Genomic DNA, 16,139 nt, shown 5'->3' with positions numbered 1-16,139 from the left:
ACTCGCCTTAATTATTTATTATAAAAATAAATTGAAAAAAATTATAGTTATCAATAGGATTAAGACCTCAATTAACCATAAAAATGTATATCGCTTTACTGTATTGAGTACATACTTTTTAGTATCCCTTAAGTGTCTATAATTGAACAGGTTATTGAGTTCTTTTTTATCAAAAAGATCTCTATATATTCTTTTAATTCTGTAAAAGTAAACAATATTCTTCTTTAAGTCATTCATTAATTGACATCTGATAATAAAAAGGTAAATTACAGAAATTAACAAAAATACTAATGATAAATAATATATTTGACCAGTAAATAAGTTTTTCAAAAAATTATCGGATAATGAGTTAAATATAAAAATAGATGTGAAAAATGTTAATACTGTTAAGTTGTTATTTTTGAATCCTGCAATGAAAAATTGAGAAATTTCAGTGCTTTTGATTGAAAGTTCTGTTGCAACTTCTGCAACTTTATTTTTTGTTTCAATATATTTTTCAACATTTTCTTTTAAATAAATTGCATGAGCAGACTGAATGGAATTAAAAGTATCATTTATTAAAATTAACTTATTGGTTTCTAAGATCAAATATCTTGAAATGATATTTCTAGAAAGATCTAGCTTATCATGGATATCTTCATTACTGTATACCCACTGATAAATTTTATAAAATACATCACATTCTAAAAAATTGGTTGTTTGAAAGTTAACTTTAAAATCAACAAACTTATGTCCAATAAAAGAAAATTGAAAATCCTGGTTATTAACGATATCTGATGCATTTGCTAAAAATGATGCGGAAAAAATTATTTTTAGTTTGTTGAATAGATTAGATAAATTATTACAACAATTCTCTAAATTCAAAAAGTCTTCAGGTATAACTTGATAGTCAGATAACATTTGCGGATTTGTATTTAGTTTTCGAAGTTCAAGTGTTTTTTTTCTTTGGTCTAAATAGAAAGGGTTGTTGTTTTGGAATTGAATATTCTGTGAAGCTATAATAAAAAGATTACTTCTAAAATAAACTTTTGATTCCGCATCGTTTTGGACTTCAAATACATTATAATGATCGAAATCCACATGTTTTTGAATAATATTTAATAAAAATTTTAATTTCCTGCTATTTAAATATTCATAAATTAAGGATATATCATATATTGATCTGATATTATTTGACATATTTTTAGTTATCTCATAAGTAAACTTTAAAATAGAATCAGACTCAATATTTTTGTTAATACTTTCCAAAACCAAAAAATCAGGAACAGTTGAATTATTTATCTGAAATGAAAATGGTTCTCCATCATCAATAGATAGATTTAAAGTTACAGAGTCTCGAGAATTGACATGAGGAAGCAAAGAGACTAACTCATCCCATTTTAATTCTTCCTGTATGTCGTAAAGTTCAAAAACCAATTTATAGGACTCAAATGTTTCAGACTTATCAAGGATTTTTATATTTGAAGAGTACTGTTGAAATGAATCCAATATGTTTATCACTTAATTCTCACCTCTATTCTTTAAATTGTTCATATAATTTATTACTTATGTTCTTAATGACTAATACTTTTTCTCCTGATTCATCATCTTCTTTAGCCAAAATTACTTTTTTTAGATCTTCTATATAATCTGATGTGCGTAGTTCAATTTTATCAGAAACTTTATAAGAACGTTTAAATCTATTTTTAATTCTTGTATTATCAATATCAAATGCAGCGTCAAAATTCTTATTCGTTGGTAATTGTTTAAACTTATTCTTTAAAACTTCTGTATTTACATCAATACTTGAAGGCTTATAATCACCTATAACGTAGTTTATCATATCATCTAGTTTAAATGATGTATTTGTAGTAAAATAACCGGTCAAATTGTTTCTAAACTCTGTATAATCACGGGGTGATTTCTTTTTTACATAATTAGTAAGAACACTATCTATTGCATTAAATGCATTTAGTGTGTTCTTTTCATTGTTATGTAATTCAGTAAGTTCCAAGAAATCTGTGGACCAAAAAGTGGCTATTTTAGCTTGTGTATCTGAAACTTCAATACTTACTAGCTCATATTTTTCGTCTTCTAGTTTGTAAGAAATACTACACGTTTTTTGAGTTGCTTTTTCTTCTGGTAAACCAGCTTTATAAGTTGAATCTTCTAGATTAAGAAAGTTTGCTTGATCTATTTTAGAAATTAAAATATCCAGTTTTTCTTCTTCAATTAAAAGGACAACAGCTAAACTTCCTTTTTTAGGAGCTTGTACATTTGGATATCTTTGCATTGATAATTTTTGAGCATAAAGTAACTTTTCCGCAAGCCTCTTTGTTTTAGATTCGAAAATCGACATGAAATTTTCTTCGTTAAGATTATCTATTATAGAATTTACTATTTGAACAAGCTCGGTAGCTGATCTAGAATATTTATAACTTTTCTTGTTCTTAGCATTTAGATCCTGTATGCAAACTTTATTTAAAAAAGACTGAAAATCTGTAGTCCCAATATTAGCTGTATTTATAGTGTTTGTTATATTATCAATTTGATAAACTGACATATATTGTTGAATATCATTTTCAGTAATTGTAGACATAATGACCATCCTTTATGTGCGAATTTTTTATGAATTTATTCTTGTACTGGGCTATATTTATAAAATGTTTCATTGCTTCGATCAAGAAGGTAATAACTTTCATCTTCACTATTTTCACTCTTGAATACTAATCTATCTTGATCAAGGGTATATTGCATTATTGTGTTAGAGTTATTGAACTCTTGTTTTGTAATTGTTTGAACTTTGTAATTAATTTTATTTGCTGATGAATTAAAATAGTATCTATATAAAAATAATAGAAAAATAGGATGGAAAAGCACACTAAACCAAGAAGACAAATCAGTATCTCCTGGGACTATGAAGGCGAAAGTCATTGCACCTTGAAATATAATACTGAGTGTATAATTAATATAAAAATTTACTGAAAATATTTTCATTTCTTTAATCTTATCATGTGTTTTTCTAATTTTGTTAGTGGGTTTTAGGCCCATAATGACGAAATTAATAAGCATCGGGATACTGGTAAGACAATAGAGAAAGAGAATTACAATCATAATCATATTAGATATTTCTTGCTTTGAAATTAATTGATAAAGAAAACTTAGAGCAAAAGTTACTAGTATACCCATTAATAAATAAGCAAGAACAATAAATATTATTGTACCTAATGATCTAACAAATTTTCTTGTTAATGCCTCATGTTTAGGAATAAACAATGCATCAAAGTCGCTATAAGTGCTATACTTATTGATTTGCTTGATAACAGGGAAGTAAGGAGTTAGTGCTAAAATAATTGCCGTTACTACTGCCCATGGCTTACTTATAAAATTTAAAATAATAGTGCTTACTTCAGTAATGTGTGAATCCAAAATATAATTTCCTCCATTGTATTTAAAATATCTCCAAACTCCACAATCGCTCCTTAATCTGAACAAACCCATCTACCTTATGTTGATAAATCAATTCCAAGCGATAGTGTGCAAATTCCTCTGTCACAAGGAAGTGATCCGCAATGTCAGAAATAAGGATTGGTTCATTGATGGCGGTTTTATATAGTGCCTTTAAAAATTTATTAGGCATAAGCAGATAGGCAGCCATTCGTTTAGCCTGGTGTTCTTGTTTGTTGCGAATATACTCATCAGTTAGCAGCTGTGAAGAATAGTGGGAATAGCAATGACAAAACTCTTCTGCAAGAAGAAGTCTTTTTTCAATAGGGTCAAGTTCTGGTTGAATGAAGATAGTGCCGCGTCTACCCACAGAGTCAGGAATAGCGTAGGATTTTAGATGTTTGATAGACTCATAATCAAAATTAGAGTCAAAGAAGTTAACGTCTAATGGTTTTATATTGACTCCATACCGCCAGCAAATATCGTACATATCAATTTCATCTGGTTGTAGGTAGTTAAAATGTGAAAGGACTATATTTGCTTTTTTCTCCCATCTATCTGTGGTTGTCTTGATTTGTTGCATTATCTAACTCCTATAGTAGATGTTTTCATAGATTTCAATTAATTTTGGAAGGAAGTTGAAGGATTATTTTGAAAAGACGAGTATATAGACCTGTTTTCCTGTAAATCCAAAATTAGTGCTTAATTACCATATGTATGTTAAAAATATACACGATTACAAGTAATCGTGTTATTATCGTTTTAAATTACTAATCTAAGTCACAGAAAACTTTATAGGATTGACTTAGTTTTGTATAATTATATACAAAAGAGGTGAATTAAATATGTTAAAAGGTTTTGAACAAGAATTTTCAAAGAACTATTCTTTATATTCAGAACTAGCAGAAAAAAGAGCAAATTCAACATTAAAGCTTACAAATGAAGAGATAGTTAAAGCAAAGGCATTCCAGGCTTTAAAAGATATAGAACTTCAAAAAATAAAAGAAGAATTAGAAAATAAACACAATCAAAGATTAACTATATGGAAAATTCTATTTGGGAGTCTTTATTAATTTAACAGTATCACCCACCTGTATTGGTTTATTTGATAGTCTAAGACCACCTGTTACTTGAGTGTAATCAATATTTAATCGTTTTTTCTGCGACAAATTCAAGTTATCTCCTAATTTGTAAATACTTGACAGGAGAGCGTCGCTTGTAAGAGAGTTACTACTACAATAGCACATTTTTTCTTGAACTTCTGATACTATAACCGTATCTTTTATTGAATGCATATAACCTAATAATTCACCAGTATCGGGATCTTTAACTTCGCTTCCTTCTTCATCTAATATTTGGAATTTGTCACCGATATTGACATCGTTACTTAACCCAGCGTTAATTATCACAGTGTATTCATCAATAATCTTTACAATTTTAAATTTATCAGTCATGATTTATTACTCCTTTTGAATCTATATTAAGAGCATTTTTTAACGTAGTTTCATTTGGTTTGTCTTCTTTCTGATATAAAATATGAAATAGTAAGCTGCTTTTAGCATCTTGTATGGATAAACTATGATAAAGCTGGTCTATCTCATTATTTTTTTGTTCTATCATTTTTTCTAAACTATCTTGATTATCCTTTGCTTTATTATGTCTAGTTAATAGGTCATTATAATTCTTCGCATATTTCTTAATAAGGAAATATCCTTTAAATATTAGAACACTGAGTATAATGATAATTAAAGAGAGCAAGATTATTATGACTATAGTTGGTTTAAAGTTTATAATTGCAAAATATATAGTGAATAAAGTAGCTATGACCGAAATAACAGTATATATTGTGCTCCATAGTTTAATTTCAATGCTAACTGGTTTACCTTCCAAGACAATCACCAACTTTAAATAATAATAGAGTTAGTATTATTCATCATCCAACTCTCCAAATCCATATCCCTTTTTCTCATCATCATCTTCTTTTAGAAACATATCTCTAGCTTTCTGTAATCTGATGAGTTCTTTAATTTTCTTTTCTGGATCTTTAGCAAGGTCATGGAAAAGGATAGGGTGTTTCTTCAGTTCTTCGAAAATTTTATATTCTTCTTCAGTAAGGTTAATCTGCTGACCTGCAATAGTTATATTATTATGTCCTGAAATTAGATAATCGGTAGTTACCTCGAAAAATTTAGATATTTTTAATAAGGTATCATAATCAGGTTGACGGTTTCCTTGTTCATACATAGCGTATGTAGTTCTACCTACACCAATAATTTTAGCAACATCTTCTTGTCTTAATTTGGCTTTTTTTCTTAATGATTCGAGCCTTTTACCAAGCATGTATTTTCCTTTCCCTTCCATACTTTTATTTTATTATAACGTCACAAAATGTGACTTGAAAAGTTTTTCTGCAAAATGTGTAATTTTATATTTACAAGTCACATAATGTGTAGTATATTTTAGTTACACATTATGTGACATGGAGAGAGGAGGCGGTTTATGAGACAGTGGTTAATTGATTTAAGAGTTAAGAAAGACTTAACTCAATCGGAGGTCGCTAAACAAGCCGAAATAGCAAGATCAACTTATGCAATGATAGAGTCGGGAGATAGAAATGCATCAGTAACTGTTGCCAAAAAAATCTCTCAGGCTTTAGATTTCGACTGGATAATTTTTTTTGAAGATTAATGTCACGAAGTGTGTATTTTTATTTAGAGGTGGTGACGATTTGAACCAAAAGATAGAACAAATTAGACAGCAGGTAACTCAACTCAGAATAGGAGGCGATTCCCATAAGTAAACAAAATACCAGCATCTACAAAATTTCAAATTTAGAAGAACTTCAACAGTTAATTCAGTTAGCGGCTGATCAACTAGAAGAAGTTCTAAAAACAATGACTTGCTTAGAGTCATTTGAAATTGTCTTGGAATTAGTTACACCACACAAAGATGCTGCTGAAAAAGAAGTTAGTATACTGCCTGTTTTAGTGGATGTAAAGAAATTAGATTTTAGTCAGATTGGGAAAGAATTTCGTCAACGTTTGCAAGAAGAAAACGATGATATTCATTCAAAATTTCAAGATTAGCCATAGTCGACGTTAGGAAAAATTCTTTAAAAACAAATTGTAAGTTTTCATTAATTGTTAAATCAAGCTTACCATCATCAGATTTATCAATTAACGCCTGCTTAAAACTTTCAGCGTGTTTGTTAATAAGATCTTCTGAACAAAAATTTGTAAAGTAGTGTAGAAAATCTTGAAAACTCAATTGATTATTATTATCCAACTTCTCCACCTCCTTCCAGTGTCAAAATTCGACAAGGAAGTGGAAAATCCTTCTATTGTTTCAAAGCGTTAATGGGCTTTAACAAATGAATAATGTGAAATTTTCAGACTGTAATTTTAAAAATATAACAAAAGGTAGTAAGAAAGGTGGTACCAAAGTGAAAGTAACAGTCATTAAGGGCCCCAATTATAAATTAGCAGAGAGGGAAGCCCACAAAATAATTTACCGAATTATCAGCGATAAACTAAAAAAGGAATCCTTAAAAACTAACAAGGAGGCCATGTAATGAATCAATTAGAACCAACTATTCTAAATGGAAAAAGAGTTTTAACTACTGTTCAATTAGCTGAAGCTTATAGAACTGAACCAAGAATTATTAATAATAATTTCGGGCGTAATATCAGCAGATACAAGGCAGAGAAACATTACTTCCTTCTAGAAGGAACAGATTTAAAAGAATTTAAAAGGAATCATCAATTTGATGAATCGTTAAACAGAGTAAACAAACTTTATCTATGGACTGAAAAAGGGGCATGGCTTCATGCAAAGTCACTCAATACTGATCAGGCATGGGATGCCTATGAAATGTTAGTTGATGAGTACTATACCATTCAGGAAAATGTTGTTCCATTATCAAAAGACCAAGCACTTGTGACTGTATTACGAACTACAGCAGATTTGGTTGAGGGGCATGAGTCCATAATTAAAGAACAACATGAAATTCGAAAATTAATTAGTCAAGTAGATCAGAAGGTAGACGAACAAATAACCTTAGATTATGGAGAGCAACGAAGACTTCAAAAAGGTGTGGCAACCAAAGTATATGAAGTCTGTGATGACCCTCAATTGCGGCCAAAATTATTTAGAGAACTTTACCGAGAAATAAAGGATCGTTTTGGCGTCGCTAGTTATAAAGATGTAAAACGAAAAGAATTACAGGCAGCTTTACGCTATATCGAAAATTGGATACCTAGAAAAGTATCTTAACCTATTAATATTGTATTCTTGAAAACTAAATAGATGGAGGCGAACAGAGTGGCGAACACTTTGAGCAAAACAAGACTTTACTCTCCTTCAGCGATAGGAGATATCTTAAGAATTTCAAGAGAGCGGGCACGTCAAGAGGAACAACGCACGAAAAAGTATATGGCCGAAGCCCTTGGAATTACAGTTGAAAGATTAACAAGAATGGAGCAAGGAACATCGCAAGTTCCCTTTGAAATTGCCCAAGAATGGTGCTCCATTCTAAAAGATTATACGGCATTGAAAAAAATCAAGCATATATACGGACTAGCATTACCGCCAGTAGATCCATGGCTTCTGCAATCAATTCCTAATCAATTAACTAATTTTATTCAACAAGCTACTGGTGCGATTGAAGCAGCTAAGAAATTGCTACATATGAGTAAACAACTAAGATACAACGATCCCATTTCAGAGTCTATGAGGCATGACATGCTTAAATATGCGGAAGAAGTTCTAGACGTCCAACAAGCATCTGACTGTGTATTAGCTGCACTTCGGATAAATTGGGATCTAGATTACGAAATCCTCGTAAAGAACTGGATTCAAGAAGCGATTGCTGACAGAGTCATCATTCCGTCTGTATCACAGTTTGAAACGATTAGAAAAGAAACATTTTTCCAGGAACGTGCAGGGAGGTAAATATGGAAATCAATCAATTCTTGGAGCAGGACAAGAAAAAAGTAATAGCAGAGCATAGAGCAGCTATGGCATGCCTTAGTATAAGTGAACATGCATTAATGCTTGGAGATTTAAAGAAAGCAGAAAGATATGCAATTGATTATATAAAGTCGGTACGTGAACTAAAGAGATTGGAGCAACGAAAAGTGGACCGGGAAAAACTAGTTGAAGTAACGGAAAGATTAAAAAGCCAAGGTATTCTATCTGCGATTGTAATGAAAATATAAGGAGGGAAACAAGATGAAATTTATCTTATCTGCAAGCAAATTAATGAAGGCTAGGGAAGTAAGTAAACTTTGTAGAGAAATGAAAGCTAATCCAGCTTTATTACTTGATATAGAGTTTCAATATCGTAAGAAAATCTATGATTTACAAAAAGAAAAAGCAGCTAGCTAAGCGGCAACTTAACTAACTGCACAATCTCAAACAATAGATTAGCTTTATTTTATCACTCTTAAAACAGTGTGGCAAGAACTCTTGTTCCTGCCATGATGAATAGGAAATTCAAATATCCCCCTCATTTGAAGATACTTTCCTGTTTGTCATGGTGTGAATAAGCACCACATTGATCTTTGATAACGTTATAGAAAGGAGGAATTAGATTGCTAGAACATCCACTAATTACACAAATCAATCAACTTGGTTACCCAGCAGAATTGGAAGAAGAAATAGAACATGCTGGATTAGATTATTACGGTGATGAAATTATTGAAGGGGATTCAGTGGCTGAATATAACGGAGAGACCATTCTGCAAAGTAATTTGCAGAGATACTTGAATGAAGAGTTTGGTTTTATCTTCAAAACAGCAGAATAAAAGCCCACTTGGCAGAGTGGGCTTAAGTAAAGCACATGTATTAAAACACTTACTTCTATAGTAAACAGATTCTATTAAAAAATCAATGTTGGAGGAATGTTTAATGGCAATTAATGAAAATGCAATTCCCACGAAAGAAATGTCTCGGCATGATTGGTTATTAGCAAGAACAAAAGGTATAGGCGGAAGTGATGCAGGGATAATCTTAGGACTAAATAAATATCGTACTGCATTTGAATTATGGCTTGAAAAAACTGGGCAAGTTGAGCCAGCTGAAATCAGTAACGAGGCAATTTACTGGGGAAATGAAATGGAAAATGTGGTTGCTAAAGAGTTTGAAAAAAGAACAGAGAAGAAGGTACGTCGCTCCAACTATATGTACAGTCATCCAGATTATCCATATATTATGGCTAACTTAGATCGCATGGTTGTTGGAGAATCCGCCATTTTAGAATGTAAAACAGCTTCAGCATATCTTGCTAAGGAGTGGGAAGCAGATGAAATTCCAGCAACTTATCTAGTTCAGGTCCAACACTATCTTGGAGTAACTGGAAAAGAAAAAGGATACATTGCTGTTTTAGTCGGTGGTAACAAGTTTATTTGGAAAGAAATAGAGCGTGATGAAGAACTTATCCATATGATTTTCGAAGCAGAAAGGCATTTTTGGGAGCACCACGTACAGCAAGGTAATCCACCAGAACTTGATGGTTCGAGTGCAGCTGAACAGTATTTAAAAGAAAAATACGATAAAGCGGAGAAAGATAAAGAAATTATTCTTCCAGCAGATTATAAATCTTTACTTGAACAATATGAAAAGATTAAATCAGATGAAAAGCTGGTTAAAACAGCAAAGACTGAAATTGAAAACAAAATAAAAGCTGAGTTAAAAGATGCTGAAACAGGTATAGTTGATAGCTACATCGTTTCTTGGAAGAATCAAGTTCAAAACAGAGTGGATACTAAGACACTTAAAGAGAAGTACCCAGATGTTTATAAGAATGTGTTGAAACCTTCTTCCTTCCGTAAATTCGCAGTGAAGGAGGCTAAATAATGGCTACTAATCAAGCGCTAAAGAACCAATTAGCAAATAAACAAAGTGGAACACCACAGCAAGTATCAGCACAAAATTTAGGGTTGAAATCCTTGCTAAATACACCGACCATGCAAAAGAAATTTGAACAAGTTCTTTCAAAAAAAGCACCACAGTTTATGGCTTCTATTTTGAACTTATATAACGGAGATCCAGGGCTTCAAGCTGCAGAACCAATGTCTATTATCTCGAGTGCAATGGTTGCTGCATCATTAGACTTACCAGTGGACAAGAACCTCGGTTATGCATGGATTGTTCCTTTCTACGATTCAAAAAAAGGAGTGAAAGCAGCGCAGTTTCAATTAGGATATAAAGGCTATATCCAATTGGCCCTTAGGACAGGTCAATATAAGAATATTAACGTTAGTCCTATATATGAAGGTGAGTTAAAGCGTTGGAACAGAATTACGGAGGAACTGGAGTTAGACCTAGACGGAAAGGCTAGTGAGAAAGTAATCGGTTATTGCGGTTTTTTTAAACTAACAAACGGTTTTGAAAAGACAGTCTATTGGACAAGAGATGAAGTAGAAGCTCATCGTATTAAGCACAATAAGATGAAGGATAAGAAGGCTATGAATAACGTATGGAAGTCTGATTATGATGCAATGGCCATGAAAACGGTAGTGAGAAATATGCTAAGTAAATGGGGAATTCTTTCTGTTGAAATGCAGAAGGCTGTTTCAGAAGACGAAAATGAAGAACGTGAATTAAAGAATATAACAGATGAAGTAGAAGAATCAACAATAGATGATAATGCAAACATTATTGATTATGAAATAGATAATGAATCAAAAGAAGAAAAGCCTAGTTTTGATCAAGGAAGTATTGATTTTGAATGATAGGTAATAAAGTTCCTTATCGTGTGCTCTTGCCAGAAAGACTGTTTAAAGAAGCGCAGGATAGGGACCATTTAAAGACACTTGTCCTACTGTATATGCGACATTATCCAGATTATGTTGTGAAATCTGTTAGAGATGGTTTTGCGATATGTTATAGGAGATAGGAGGGGTTAAACAGCATGAACTACATAAAAGAGCTTAACGCATTCTATGATTGGCTCGAAATAAATGAACTGTCACCATCAGCGATTAATTTATGGTATGCATTGATGCACATAAATAATAAGGCTGCATGGGCAGAAACATTTACGGTAGCCGAATCGGTGTTATGCGTTAAGACAGGTTTAACCGATCGTACCCTTCGAAAAGTAAGAAACGAATTGAAGCAAAAGAATAGAATTGATTTTATTTCTAGAAAAGGAGGAAGGGCTCCAATATATAGAGTCATTTCCTTCTACTCTACGGAAAATAATTCCGCGGATAGTTCCGAAGAAAATAAACCTACGGAAATAAATTCCGCAGATAGTGCCGGGGTTAGTGCCGAGGGTAGTTCCGTAGGTAGTGCCGGAGATAGTTCCGCATTAAATAAAAGAAAAGAAACTAAACCAAACGAAACAAATACAGCTGCTGTTACTAAGCGTTCAAATTATTTTGATGAATACATGATCTGCTTTAGTGGACAACCTTCTCCAATACAGATTCAGGAGATAAATAGCTTTATAGACAAAGATGGTCTACAAGAAGAGGTAATTTGCTTAGCATTCCGTAAAGCTTCAGAGAATGGAGCCAAGTATCCTTATGCCAGGTCTATCTTAAATAGCTGGTCTAAAAAAGGAATACGAACTGCTGAGGATGTCCAAAAAGAGCAAGAACAATTTGAGGCTAATCGTCAGCAACAAGTTAGCCAAAAGAAGGGCTTTGCTCCTATACGAAAAGAAAAAATACCAGAGTATTGGGACAGCGAAAATTCTCACGAAGAGCAGCAAATGGATTCTGACGAATTAGAAAAACGAAGAGTTGCACTACAAGAACGTATAAGAGCATTGAAGTGAGCCTGAAAGGAGCACATATATGGCAAGAAATAAGTATGGCAATAAAAAGACAGTGGTAGATAATATCACCTTTGACAGCCAAGCCGAAGCTACATATTACTTGCAGCTCAAATGGCTATTACAAGCAAAACAAATTAAGTCTTTTAAATGCCAACCAAGATTTCTTCTTCAGGAAGCATATACAAAACAGGATGGAAAGAAAGTCCGGAAGATTGAATATGTAGCAGATTTTGAGATTCATAACTTGGATGGATCCGTGGAAGTGATTGATATCAAAGGAGCAGAGACAAAGGAGTTTTTGCTTAAGAAAAAGATTTATGAATACAAGTTCGATATTCCACTAAAGGTACTAGCTTACGAGGAATCATTGGGCTTTATTGAGCTAGATAAACTAAAAAAACTAAGAAAGGGTGCTGTTAGTGGCAAGAAGAGTCGTAGTAACAAAAGCAGTCAGTCTCGATTGCGAAGTATTACAAGTCCTAACAGTATACGAGGAAGGATTAGGCAAACAAGAAGTACGTAAGGAAAATCCGTATAGCAAGCAACATGGGGTGCTATACCCAAGAGGTAAAAGTTATGAATACAAGTGAAATAATCCAAGGAATATGCGTGGATACCGCCAATACAACAGTACTAATAGAGGGCCAAACATACTTTTTATTTCCTAATGGTCCTAACTACTTTTATGTATCGGTATTCCCAGATAGTAAAGCGCATAAGGGCTGTTACCAATCAAGGTGTTTTCAAATCATAAAAAAGATTAAAGAAGAATGGCCAGCAGAACCGAAAGGACCATGTTTGGTAAGTGATTATGACAAAGAGAAGGTCTATAAAGCACAGCTGGTATGGAGGAAGCCAGGATATAGAGGAACGGAGCTAAAAGAGTATTTTATTCGTTTGAAAGTGGAGTATCCAGAACAGAAATTAAAGATTAATTTGGTGGATAGCTGCTACTTCTATGATCAATACGAAAACGGACAATTCGAAGGTTTTAGAGGATGTTTTCCACTCCATTGGTTTGGAGAGATGGAGGAAGTACTAGACACTTATAACCAAGAGTTTAGTGAGAAGGAGCAAATAGTTGTCACAGAACGAGTTATAAATGGATATGAACAGTTATCCCTATTTGATTAAAAGAAGAGGGATTAATAGAATAAGAGACTTTAAAAGTCTCTCAAAGATAGAACAGGTGTTCGGATAATACCTATTATACATCTTTGAGAGGAGAAAAGAAAATGAGTTTAAAAGAAAACACTATTTATCAAATGGATTGCTTAGAAGGAATGAAGTCTATTCCTGATAATTCAATCGATCTTATTCTATGTGATCTTCCTTACGGAACGACACAATGTAATTGGGATAGCATTATTCCGTTTGAACCACTTTGGGAACAATACAAAAGGGTTATTAAAGAAAATGGTGCTATTGTTCTTACGGCGAGTCAACCGTTTACTACGGCATTAATTGCATCAAATATGAAGTGGTTTCGATACGAATGGATTTGGAAGAAAGGTAATCATATAACAGGATTTCCAAATGCAAACCGAATGCCATTGAAAAATCATGAAAATGTATGTGTATTTTATAAAAAACTACCAACGTATCATCCGCAGGGCTTAATACCAATACAGGCTAAGAAAGTGAAAAAAAGTCCTAAAATGAAAGTTCTAGGCGAACGAAATGCAACATTAACAAAATCACATTATGTAAGATACAAAAACTTTCCTAAGAGCGTTTTGGATTTTCCAAGAGATAGTAAAACCTTTCATCCCACTCAAAAACCTTTGTCGCTTTTTGAGTACATCGTTAAAACATACACAGATGAAGGGGAAATAGTTTTGGATAATTGTATGGGCGGATTTACAACGGCGGTAGCTTGTGACAATACAAATAGAAGATGGATAGGGTTTGAATTACAGAAAGAATATTGCGAGGTTGGGTTAGAACGCATCAATGAAAATAGAAAAAATCTGGGATTACCTATGGTAAAGATAGAAACACATATTTAATGATGGAGGCATATCAAGTGATTTTACCACTTGATATGCTTTGGAAAATACAGAGGATAAAGAAATAATATGAAATTCTAATATGATAAGCAGTTTATTTATTGCCCAGGATGCAAAACATTTGTTGCACCAAGTAAATTTCCGTCAGGATCTTGAAAACTAAAACCTCCATAGCCGTGGTTGGGATCAATATTTAATGTACCGACAAGTACGTCTTGCTCTTTAAGCCAACTATGAAACTCGGCTAATGAAGGAGTGAAGAAGTCGATTATGCTATGTACGTTTTCTGTAATTGTATTTTTGAATGATAGTTTGTTTAATTCTTCTGTTTCGACCAAGTAGATTGTTGGTACGCCTTTAGATTCAAATGTAAGCATAGCAGTAACACTATCTTGATAATGAACTTTTAAGTCAAAAATAGCTAAATACCAATCTAGTGATTTTTTTAGATTCGAAACCGGAATTTCCAAGGTTGCAACATGTGGTGTGAATTTACCCATTATAAGACCTCCTAAAATTAATCGTTATTTAATTATTAGCTAAGAAGATAAAATTTCCTTTATTTTATTCAAATAATATAAGAATTATTAAGTTTACTAGGTTCATTACGGATCACCATCACTAGTAGCAATGAGAGGAATAAAAGAATCTAGTTATACAAAATGTGAATTTGAAGAAGTTTAGTAATTTATGTGGGTTAGAAAGGAGTAAAAATGGTGATACCAAGAATTTTACATTATCCAGGTTCGAAATGGAGTATGGCCAGCTGGATAATTAGCCATATGCCTGAACATAAGACATACTTGGAACCTTTCTTTGGATCCGGAGCAGTGTTTTTTAATAAACCAAAATCAAGTATTGAAACAATAAATGATATGGATAGCAGTGTGGTTAATCTTTTTAAAGTCATAAGAGATAATCCGGAAAAGTTAGCCAAACTTATTGAATGGACACCTTTTTCAAGAGAAGAATATTATTCCTCCTATGAATTTGAGACAGGAAATGAACTCGAAGATGCAAGAAGATTCCTAGTTAGGTGCTGGCAAGCGATAGGAGCTAAAACAAGTGATAGAACAGGATGGAGAAGTCTTATTTCTTCAAATGGTCCAGATGTAGCAAAAGAATGGAGTAAACTTCCTGAAAAAATAATAATAGTTGCTAAACGTTTAAAGGAAGCACAAATTGAGCATCAACCAGCTGTAAAGTTGCTTGAAAGGTATCAGAGAAAAGAAGTTCTCATTTATGCAGATCCTCCTTATATTTTGGAAACTCGAACTAAAAGACACTATAAACACGAAATGACAATAGAAGATCATATTGAGTTGTTAGATATATTAGACCAACATCCTGGTCCAGTTATTCTTTCGGGATATGCACATCAGGTTTATGATGAACGCTTAATTCATTGGCGAAGAGTAACTATGGAAGTATCTGCCGAAGCAGGAGCAAAAAGGCAAGAAGTTTTATGGATAAATCCGATTGCAGCAGTACAAGGAAGTTTTCAAGAATCGTTATTTTAGGAGTGATCCTTTATGAGCATAACAAACCTGTTAGATATGACAGTATGCTTGATGTGCAATGGACATGGGATGATTGGGAATAAGGTTTGTCAGAATTGTAAGGGTACTGGCGAACCACCTTTAAAATTTAAGCGTAAGAGACCTAAGAAAGAGGGTGTCATATTGATAGGAAAAAAGATTAAAGCAATAAAAATAATGAACGTTAGAGATATAGAAGACGAATCAATTCCACCGACAATTATAAAACCAAATGACATTGGCGTTATTAAAGGAGTAGACGATTATCCTAACGGAAAAGCATATGAAGTGAAAATTAATGGAGAAGATATTTTTATTTACGGGATTTCCAATAGATATTGGGAGATCATTGACTAATCTTTTTAATTCGAAACTTATCCG

General features: G+C 32.7%; 24 protein-coding genes. 15 read left to right on the top strand and 9 right to left on the bottom strand.

Annotation, left to right across the window (positions count from 1 at the left end):
- Positions 1 to 18 precede the first annotated feature (18 nt).
- From NiCM35_RS07740 to NiCM35_RS07725, 4 genes are read right to left on the bottom strand one after another with little or no spacing between them, the layout of a single operon-like run.
- Positions 19 to 1,500, bottom strand: a complete 1,482-nt coding sequence (locus tag NiCM35_RS07740; protein ID WP_433779134.1) for a hypothetical protein — start codon at positions 1,498 to 1,500, stop codon at positions 19 to 21.
- 13 nt (positions 1,501 to 1,513) lie between these two features.
- Positions 1,514 to 2,578 (bottom strand): hypothetical protein, encoded by a 1,065-nt coding sequence (locus NiCM35_RS07735; RefSeq protein ID WP_433779132.1) that lies wholly within the window; start codon positions 2,576 to 2,578, stop codon positions 1,514 to 1,516.
- Positions 2,579 to 2,613: 35 nt separating this feature from the next.
- A complete protein-coding gene (locus NiCM35_RS07730) occupies positions 2,614 to 3,408 on the bottom strand; it encodes a hypothetical protein (RefSeq protein WP_433779130.1) in 795 nt (264 codons plus the stop codon).
- 22 nt (positions 3,409 to 3,430) lie between these two features.
- A complete protein-coding gene (locus NiCM35_RS07725; RefSeq protein ID WP_433779129.1) occupies positions 3,431 to 4,009 on the bottom strand; it encodes an ImmA/IrrE family metallo-endopeptidase in 579 nt (192 codons plus the stop codon).
- 262 nt (positions 4,010 to 4,271) lie between these two features.
- Between NiCM35_RS07725 and NiCM35_RS07720 the strand changes: the two genes are divergently transcribed.
- Positions 4,272 to 4,499: a hypothetical protein gene (locus tag NiCM35_RS07720; RefSeq protein ID WP_433779127.1), complete on the top strand. Its 228-nt coding sequence runs from the start codon at positions 4,272 to 4,274 to the stop codon at positions 4,497 to 4,499.
- On the opposite strand, the gene NiCM35_RS07715 is transcribed toward NiCM35_RS07720, so the two are convergent.
- Genes NiCM35_RS07715 through NiCM35_RS07705 form a run of 3 tightly spaced genes read right to left on the bottom strand, consistent with a single transcriptional unit; the run spans position 4,479 to position 5,766 of the window.
- Positions 4,479 to 4,880: a hypothetical protein gene (locus NiCM35_RS07715; RefSeq protein WP_433779126.1), complete on the bottom strand. Its 402-nt coding sequence runs from the start codon at positions 4,878 to 4,880 to the stop codon at positions 4,479 to 4,481. The two genes, NiCM35_RS07720 and NiCM35_RS07715, sit on opposite strands and share 21 nt — an antisense overlap.
- A complete protein-coding gene (locus NiCM35_RS07710) occupies positions 4,873 to 5,316 on the bottom strand; it encodes a hypothetical protein (RefSeq protein WP_433779124.1) in 444 nt (147 codons plus the stop codon). Before NiCM35_RS07710 ends, NiCM35_RS07715 begins: the two co-directional genes overlap by 8 nt.
- Positions 5,317 to 5,352: 36 nt before the next feature.
- Complete coding sequence (locus tag NiCM35_RS07705) at positions 5,353 to 5,766, bottom strand: helix-turn-helix domain-containing protein (RefSeq protein ID WP_047944054.1); 414 nt, start codon at positions 5,764 to 5,766, stop codon at positions 5,353 to 5,355.
- Between the two features lie 159 nt (positions 5,767 to 5,925).
- Here NiCM35_RS07705 and NiCM35_RS07700 point away from each other — a divergent pair, with 159 nt between their 5' ends.
- On the top strand, positions 5,926 to 6,114 hold the full coding sequence (locus NiCM35_RS07700) for a helix-turn-helix transcriptional regulator (protein ID WP_047944055.1): 189 nt from the start codon (positions 5,926 to 5,928) through the stop codon (positions 6,112 to 6,114).
- Positions 6,115 to 6,435: 321 nt separating this feature from the next.
- Here the strand turns inward: NiCM35_RS07700 and NiCM35_RS07695 are convergent, their stop codons facing one another.
- Complete coding sequence (locus tag NiCM35_RS07695; RefSeq protein ID WP_061801136.1) at positions 6,436 to 6,711, bottom strand: hypothetical protein; 276 nt, start codon at positions 6,709 to 6,711, stop codon at positions 6,436 to 6,438.
- A 285-nt stretch (positions 6,712 to 6,996) separates the two neighbouring features.
- On the opposite strand from NiCM35_RS07695, the gene NiCM35_RS07690 reads away from it, so the two are divergent.
- From NiCM35_RS07690 to NiCM35_RS07640, 11 genes are all read left to right on the top strand, one after another.
- Positions 6,997 to 7,698, top strand: coding sequence for an ORF6N domain-containing protein (locus tag NiCM35_RS07690; protein ID WP_061801137.1), 702 nt, complete (start codon positions 6,997 to 6,999; stop codon positions 7,696 to 7,698).
- A gap of 48 nt (positions 7,699 to 7,746) precedes the next feature.
- The gene (locus tag NiCM35_RS07685; RefSeq protein WP_172867339.1) at positions 7,747 to 8,376 is read left to right on the top strand and encodes a helix-turn-helix domain-containing protein; all 630 of its coding nucleotides are present in this window, start codon (positions 7,747 to 7,749) and stop codon (positions 8,374 to 8,376) included.
- 2 nt (positions 8,377 to 8,378) lie between these two features.
- Entirely contained in the window at positions 8,379 to 8,642 is a 264-nt protein-coding gene (locus NiCM35_RS07680) for a hypothetical protein (protein ID WP_061801139.1), read from the top strand.
- 13 nt (positions 8,643 to 8,655) lie between these two features.
- Entirely contained in the window at positions 8,656 to 8,811 is a 156-nt protein-coding gene (locus NiCM35_RS07675; RefSeq protein ID WP_167555745.1) for a hypothetical protein, read from the top strand.
- Between the two features lie 206 nt (positions 8,812 to 9,017).
- The gene (locus NiCM35_RS07670) at positions 9,018 to 9,230 is read left to right on the top strand and encodes a YqaI family protein (protein ID WP_061801140.1); all 213 of its coding nucleotides are present in this window, start codon (positions 9,018 to 9,020) and stop codon (positions 9,228 to 9,230) included.
- A 103-nt stretch (positions 9,231 to 9,333) separates the two neighbouring features.
- Positions 9,334 to 10,281, top strand: a complete 948-nt coding sequence (locus NiCM35_RS07665; RefSeq protein WP_433779119.1) for a YqaJ viral recombinase family nuclease — start codon at positions 9,334 to 9,336, stop codon at positions 10,279 to 10,281.
- The gene (locus NiCM35_RS07660) at positions 10,281 to 11,159 is read left to right on the top strand and encodes a recombinase RecT (protein ID WP_433779118.1); all 879 of its coding nucleotides are present in this window, start codon (positions 10,281 to 10,283) and stop codon (positions 11,157 to 11,159) included. Before NiCM35_RS07665 ends, NiCM35_RS07660 begins: the two co-directional genes overlap by 1 nt.
- Positions 11,160 to 11,338: 179 nt before the next feature.
- Positions 11,339 to 12,211 (top strand): DnaD domain-containing protein, encoded by an 873-nt coding sequence (locus tag NiCM35_RS07655; protein ID WP_433779117.1) that lies wholly within the window; start codon positions 11,339 to 11,341, stop codon positions 12,209 to 12,211.
- 19 nt (positions 12,212 to 12,230) lie between these two features.
- Positions 12,231 to 12,734, top strand: coding sequence for a DUF1064 domain-containing protein (locus NiCM35_RS07650; protein WP_433779115.1), 504 nt, complete (start codon positions 12,231 to 12,233; stop codon positions 12,732 to 12,734).
- A gap of 53 nt (positions 12,735 to 12,787) precedes the next feature.
- On the top strand, positions 12,788 to 13,345 hold the full coding sequence (locus tag NiCM35_RS07645; protein WP_433779114.1) for a hypothetical protein: 558 nt from the start codon (positions 12,788 to 12,790) through the stop codon (positions 13,343 to 13,345).
- A gap of 101 nt (positions 13,346 to 13,446) precedes the next feature.
- Positions 13,447 to 14,220, top strand: a complete 774-nt coding sequence (locus tag NiCM35_RS07640; protein ID WP_047944068.1) for a DNA-methyltransferase — start codon at positions 13,447 to 13,449, stop codon at positions 14,218 to 14,220.
- A gap of 98 nt (positions 14,221 to 14,318) precedes the next feature.
- Here the strand turns inward: NiCM35_RS07640 and NiCM35_RS07635 are convergent, their stop codons facing one another.
- Positions 14,319 to 14,720, bottom strand: a complete 402-nt coding sequence (locus tag NiCM35_RS07635; RefSeq protein WP_047944069.1) for a VOC family protein — start codon at positions 14,718 to 14,720, stop codon at positions 14,319 to 14,321.
- Positions 14,721 to 14,933: 213 nt separating this feature from the next.
- Between NiCM35_RS07635 and NiCM35_RS07630 the strand changes: the two genes are divergently transcribed.
- Positions 14,934 to 15,740, top strand: a complete 807-nt coding sequence (locus NiCM35_RS07630; RefSeq protein WP_095259020.1) for a DNA adenine methylase — start codon at positions 14,934 to 14,936, stop codon at positions 15,738 to 15,740.
- A gap of 12 nt (positions 15,741 to 15,752) precedes the next feature.
- Positions 15,753 to 16,115 (top strand): hypothetical protein, encoded by a 363-nt coding sequence (locus tag NiCM35_RS07625; RefSeq protein WP_433779111.1) that lies wholly within the window; start codon positions 15,753 to 15,755, stop codon positions 16,113 to 16,115.
- The last annotated feature ends 24 nt before the right edge of the window (positions 16,116 to 16,139 follow it).

This window comes from Niallia sp. M35 (assembly GCF_050971705.1).
Classification (GTDB): domain Bacteria; phylum Bacillota; class Bacilli; order Bacillales; family Cytobacillaceae; genus Niallia; species Niallia circulans_A.
Note: the sequence above shows the minus strand (reverse complement) of the source record. Positions and strands in the feature narration are given on the sequence as shown.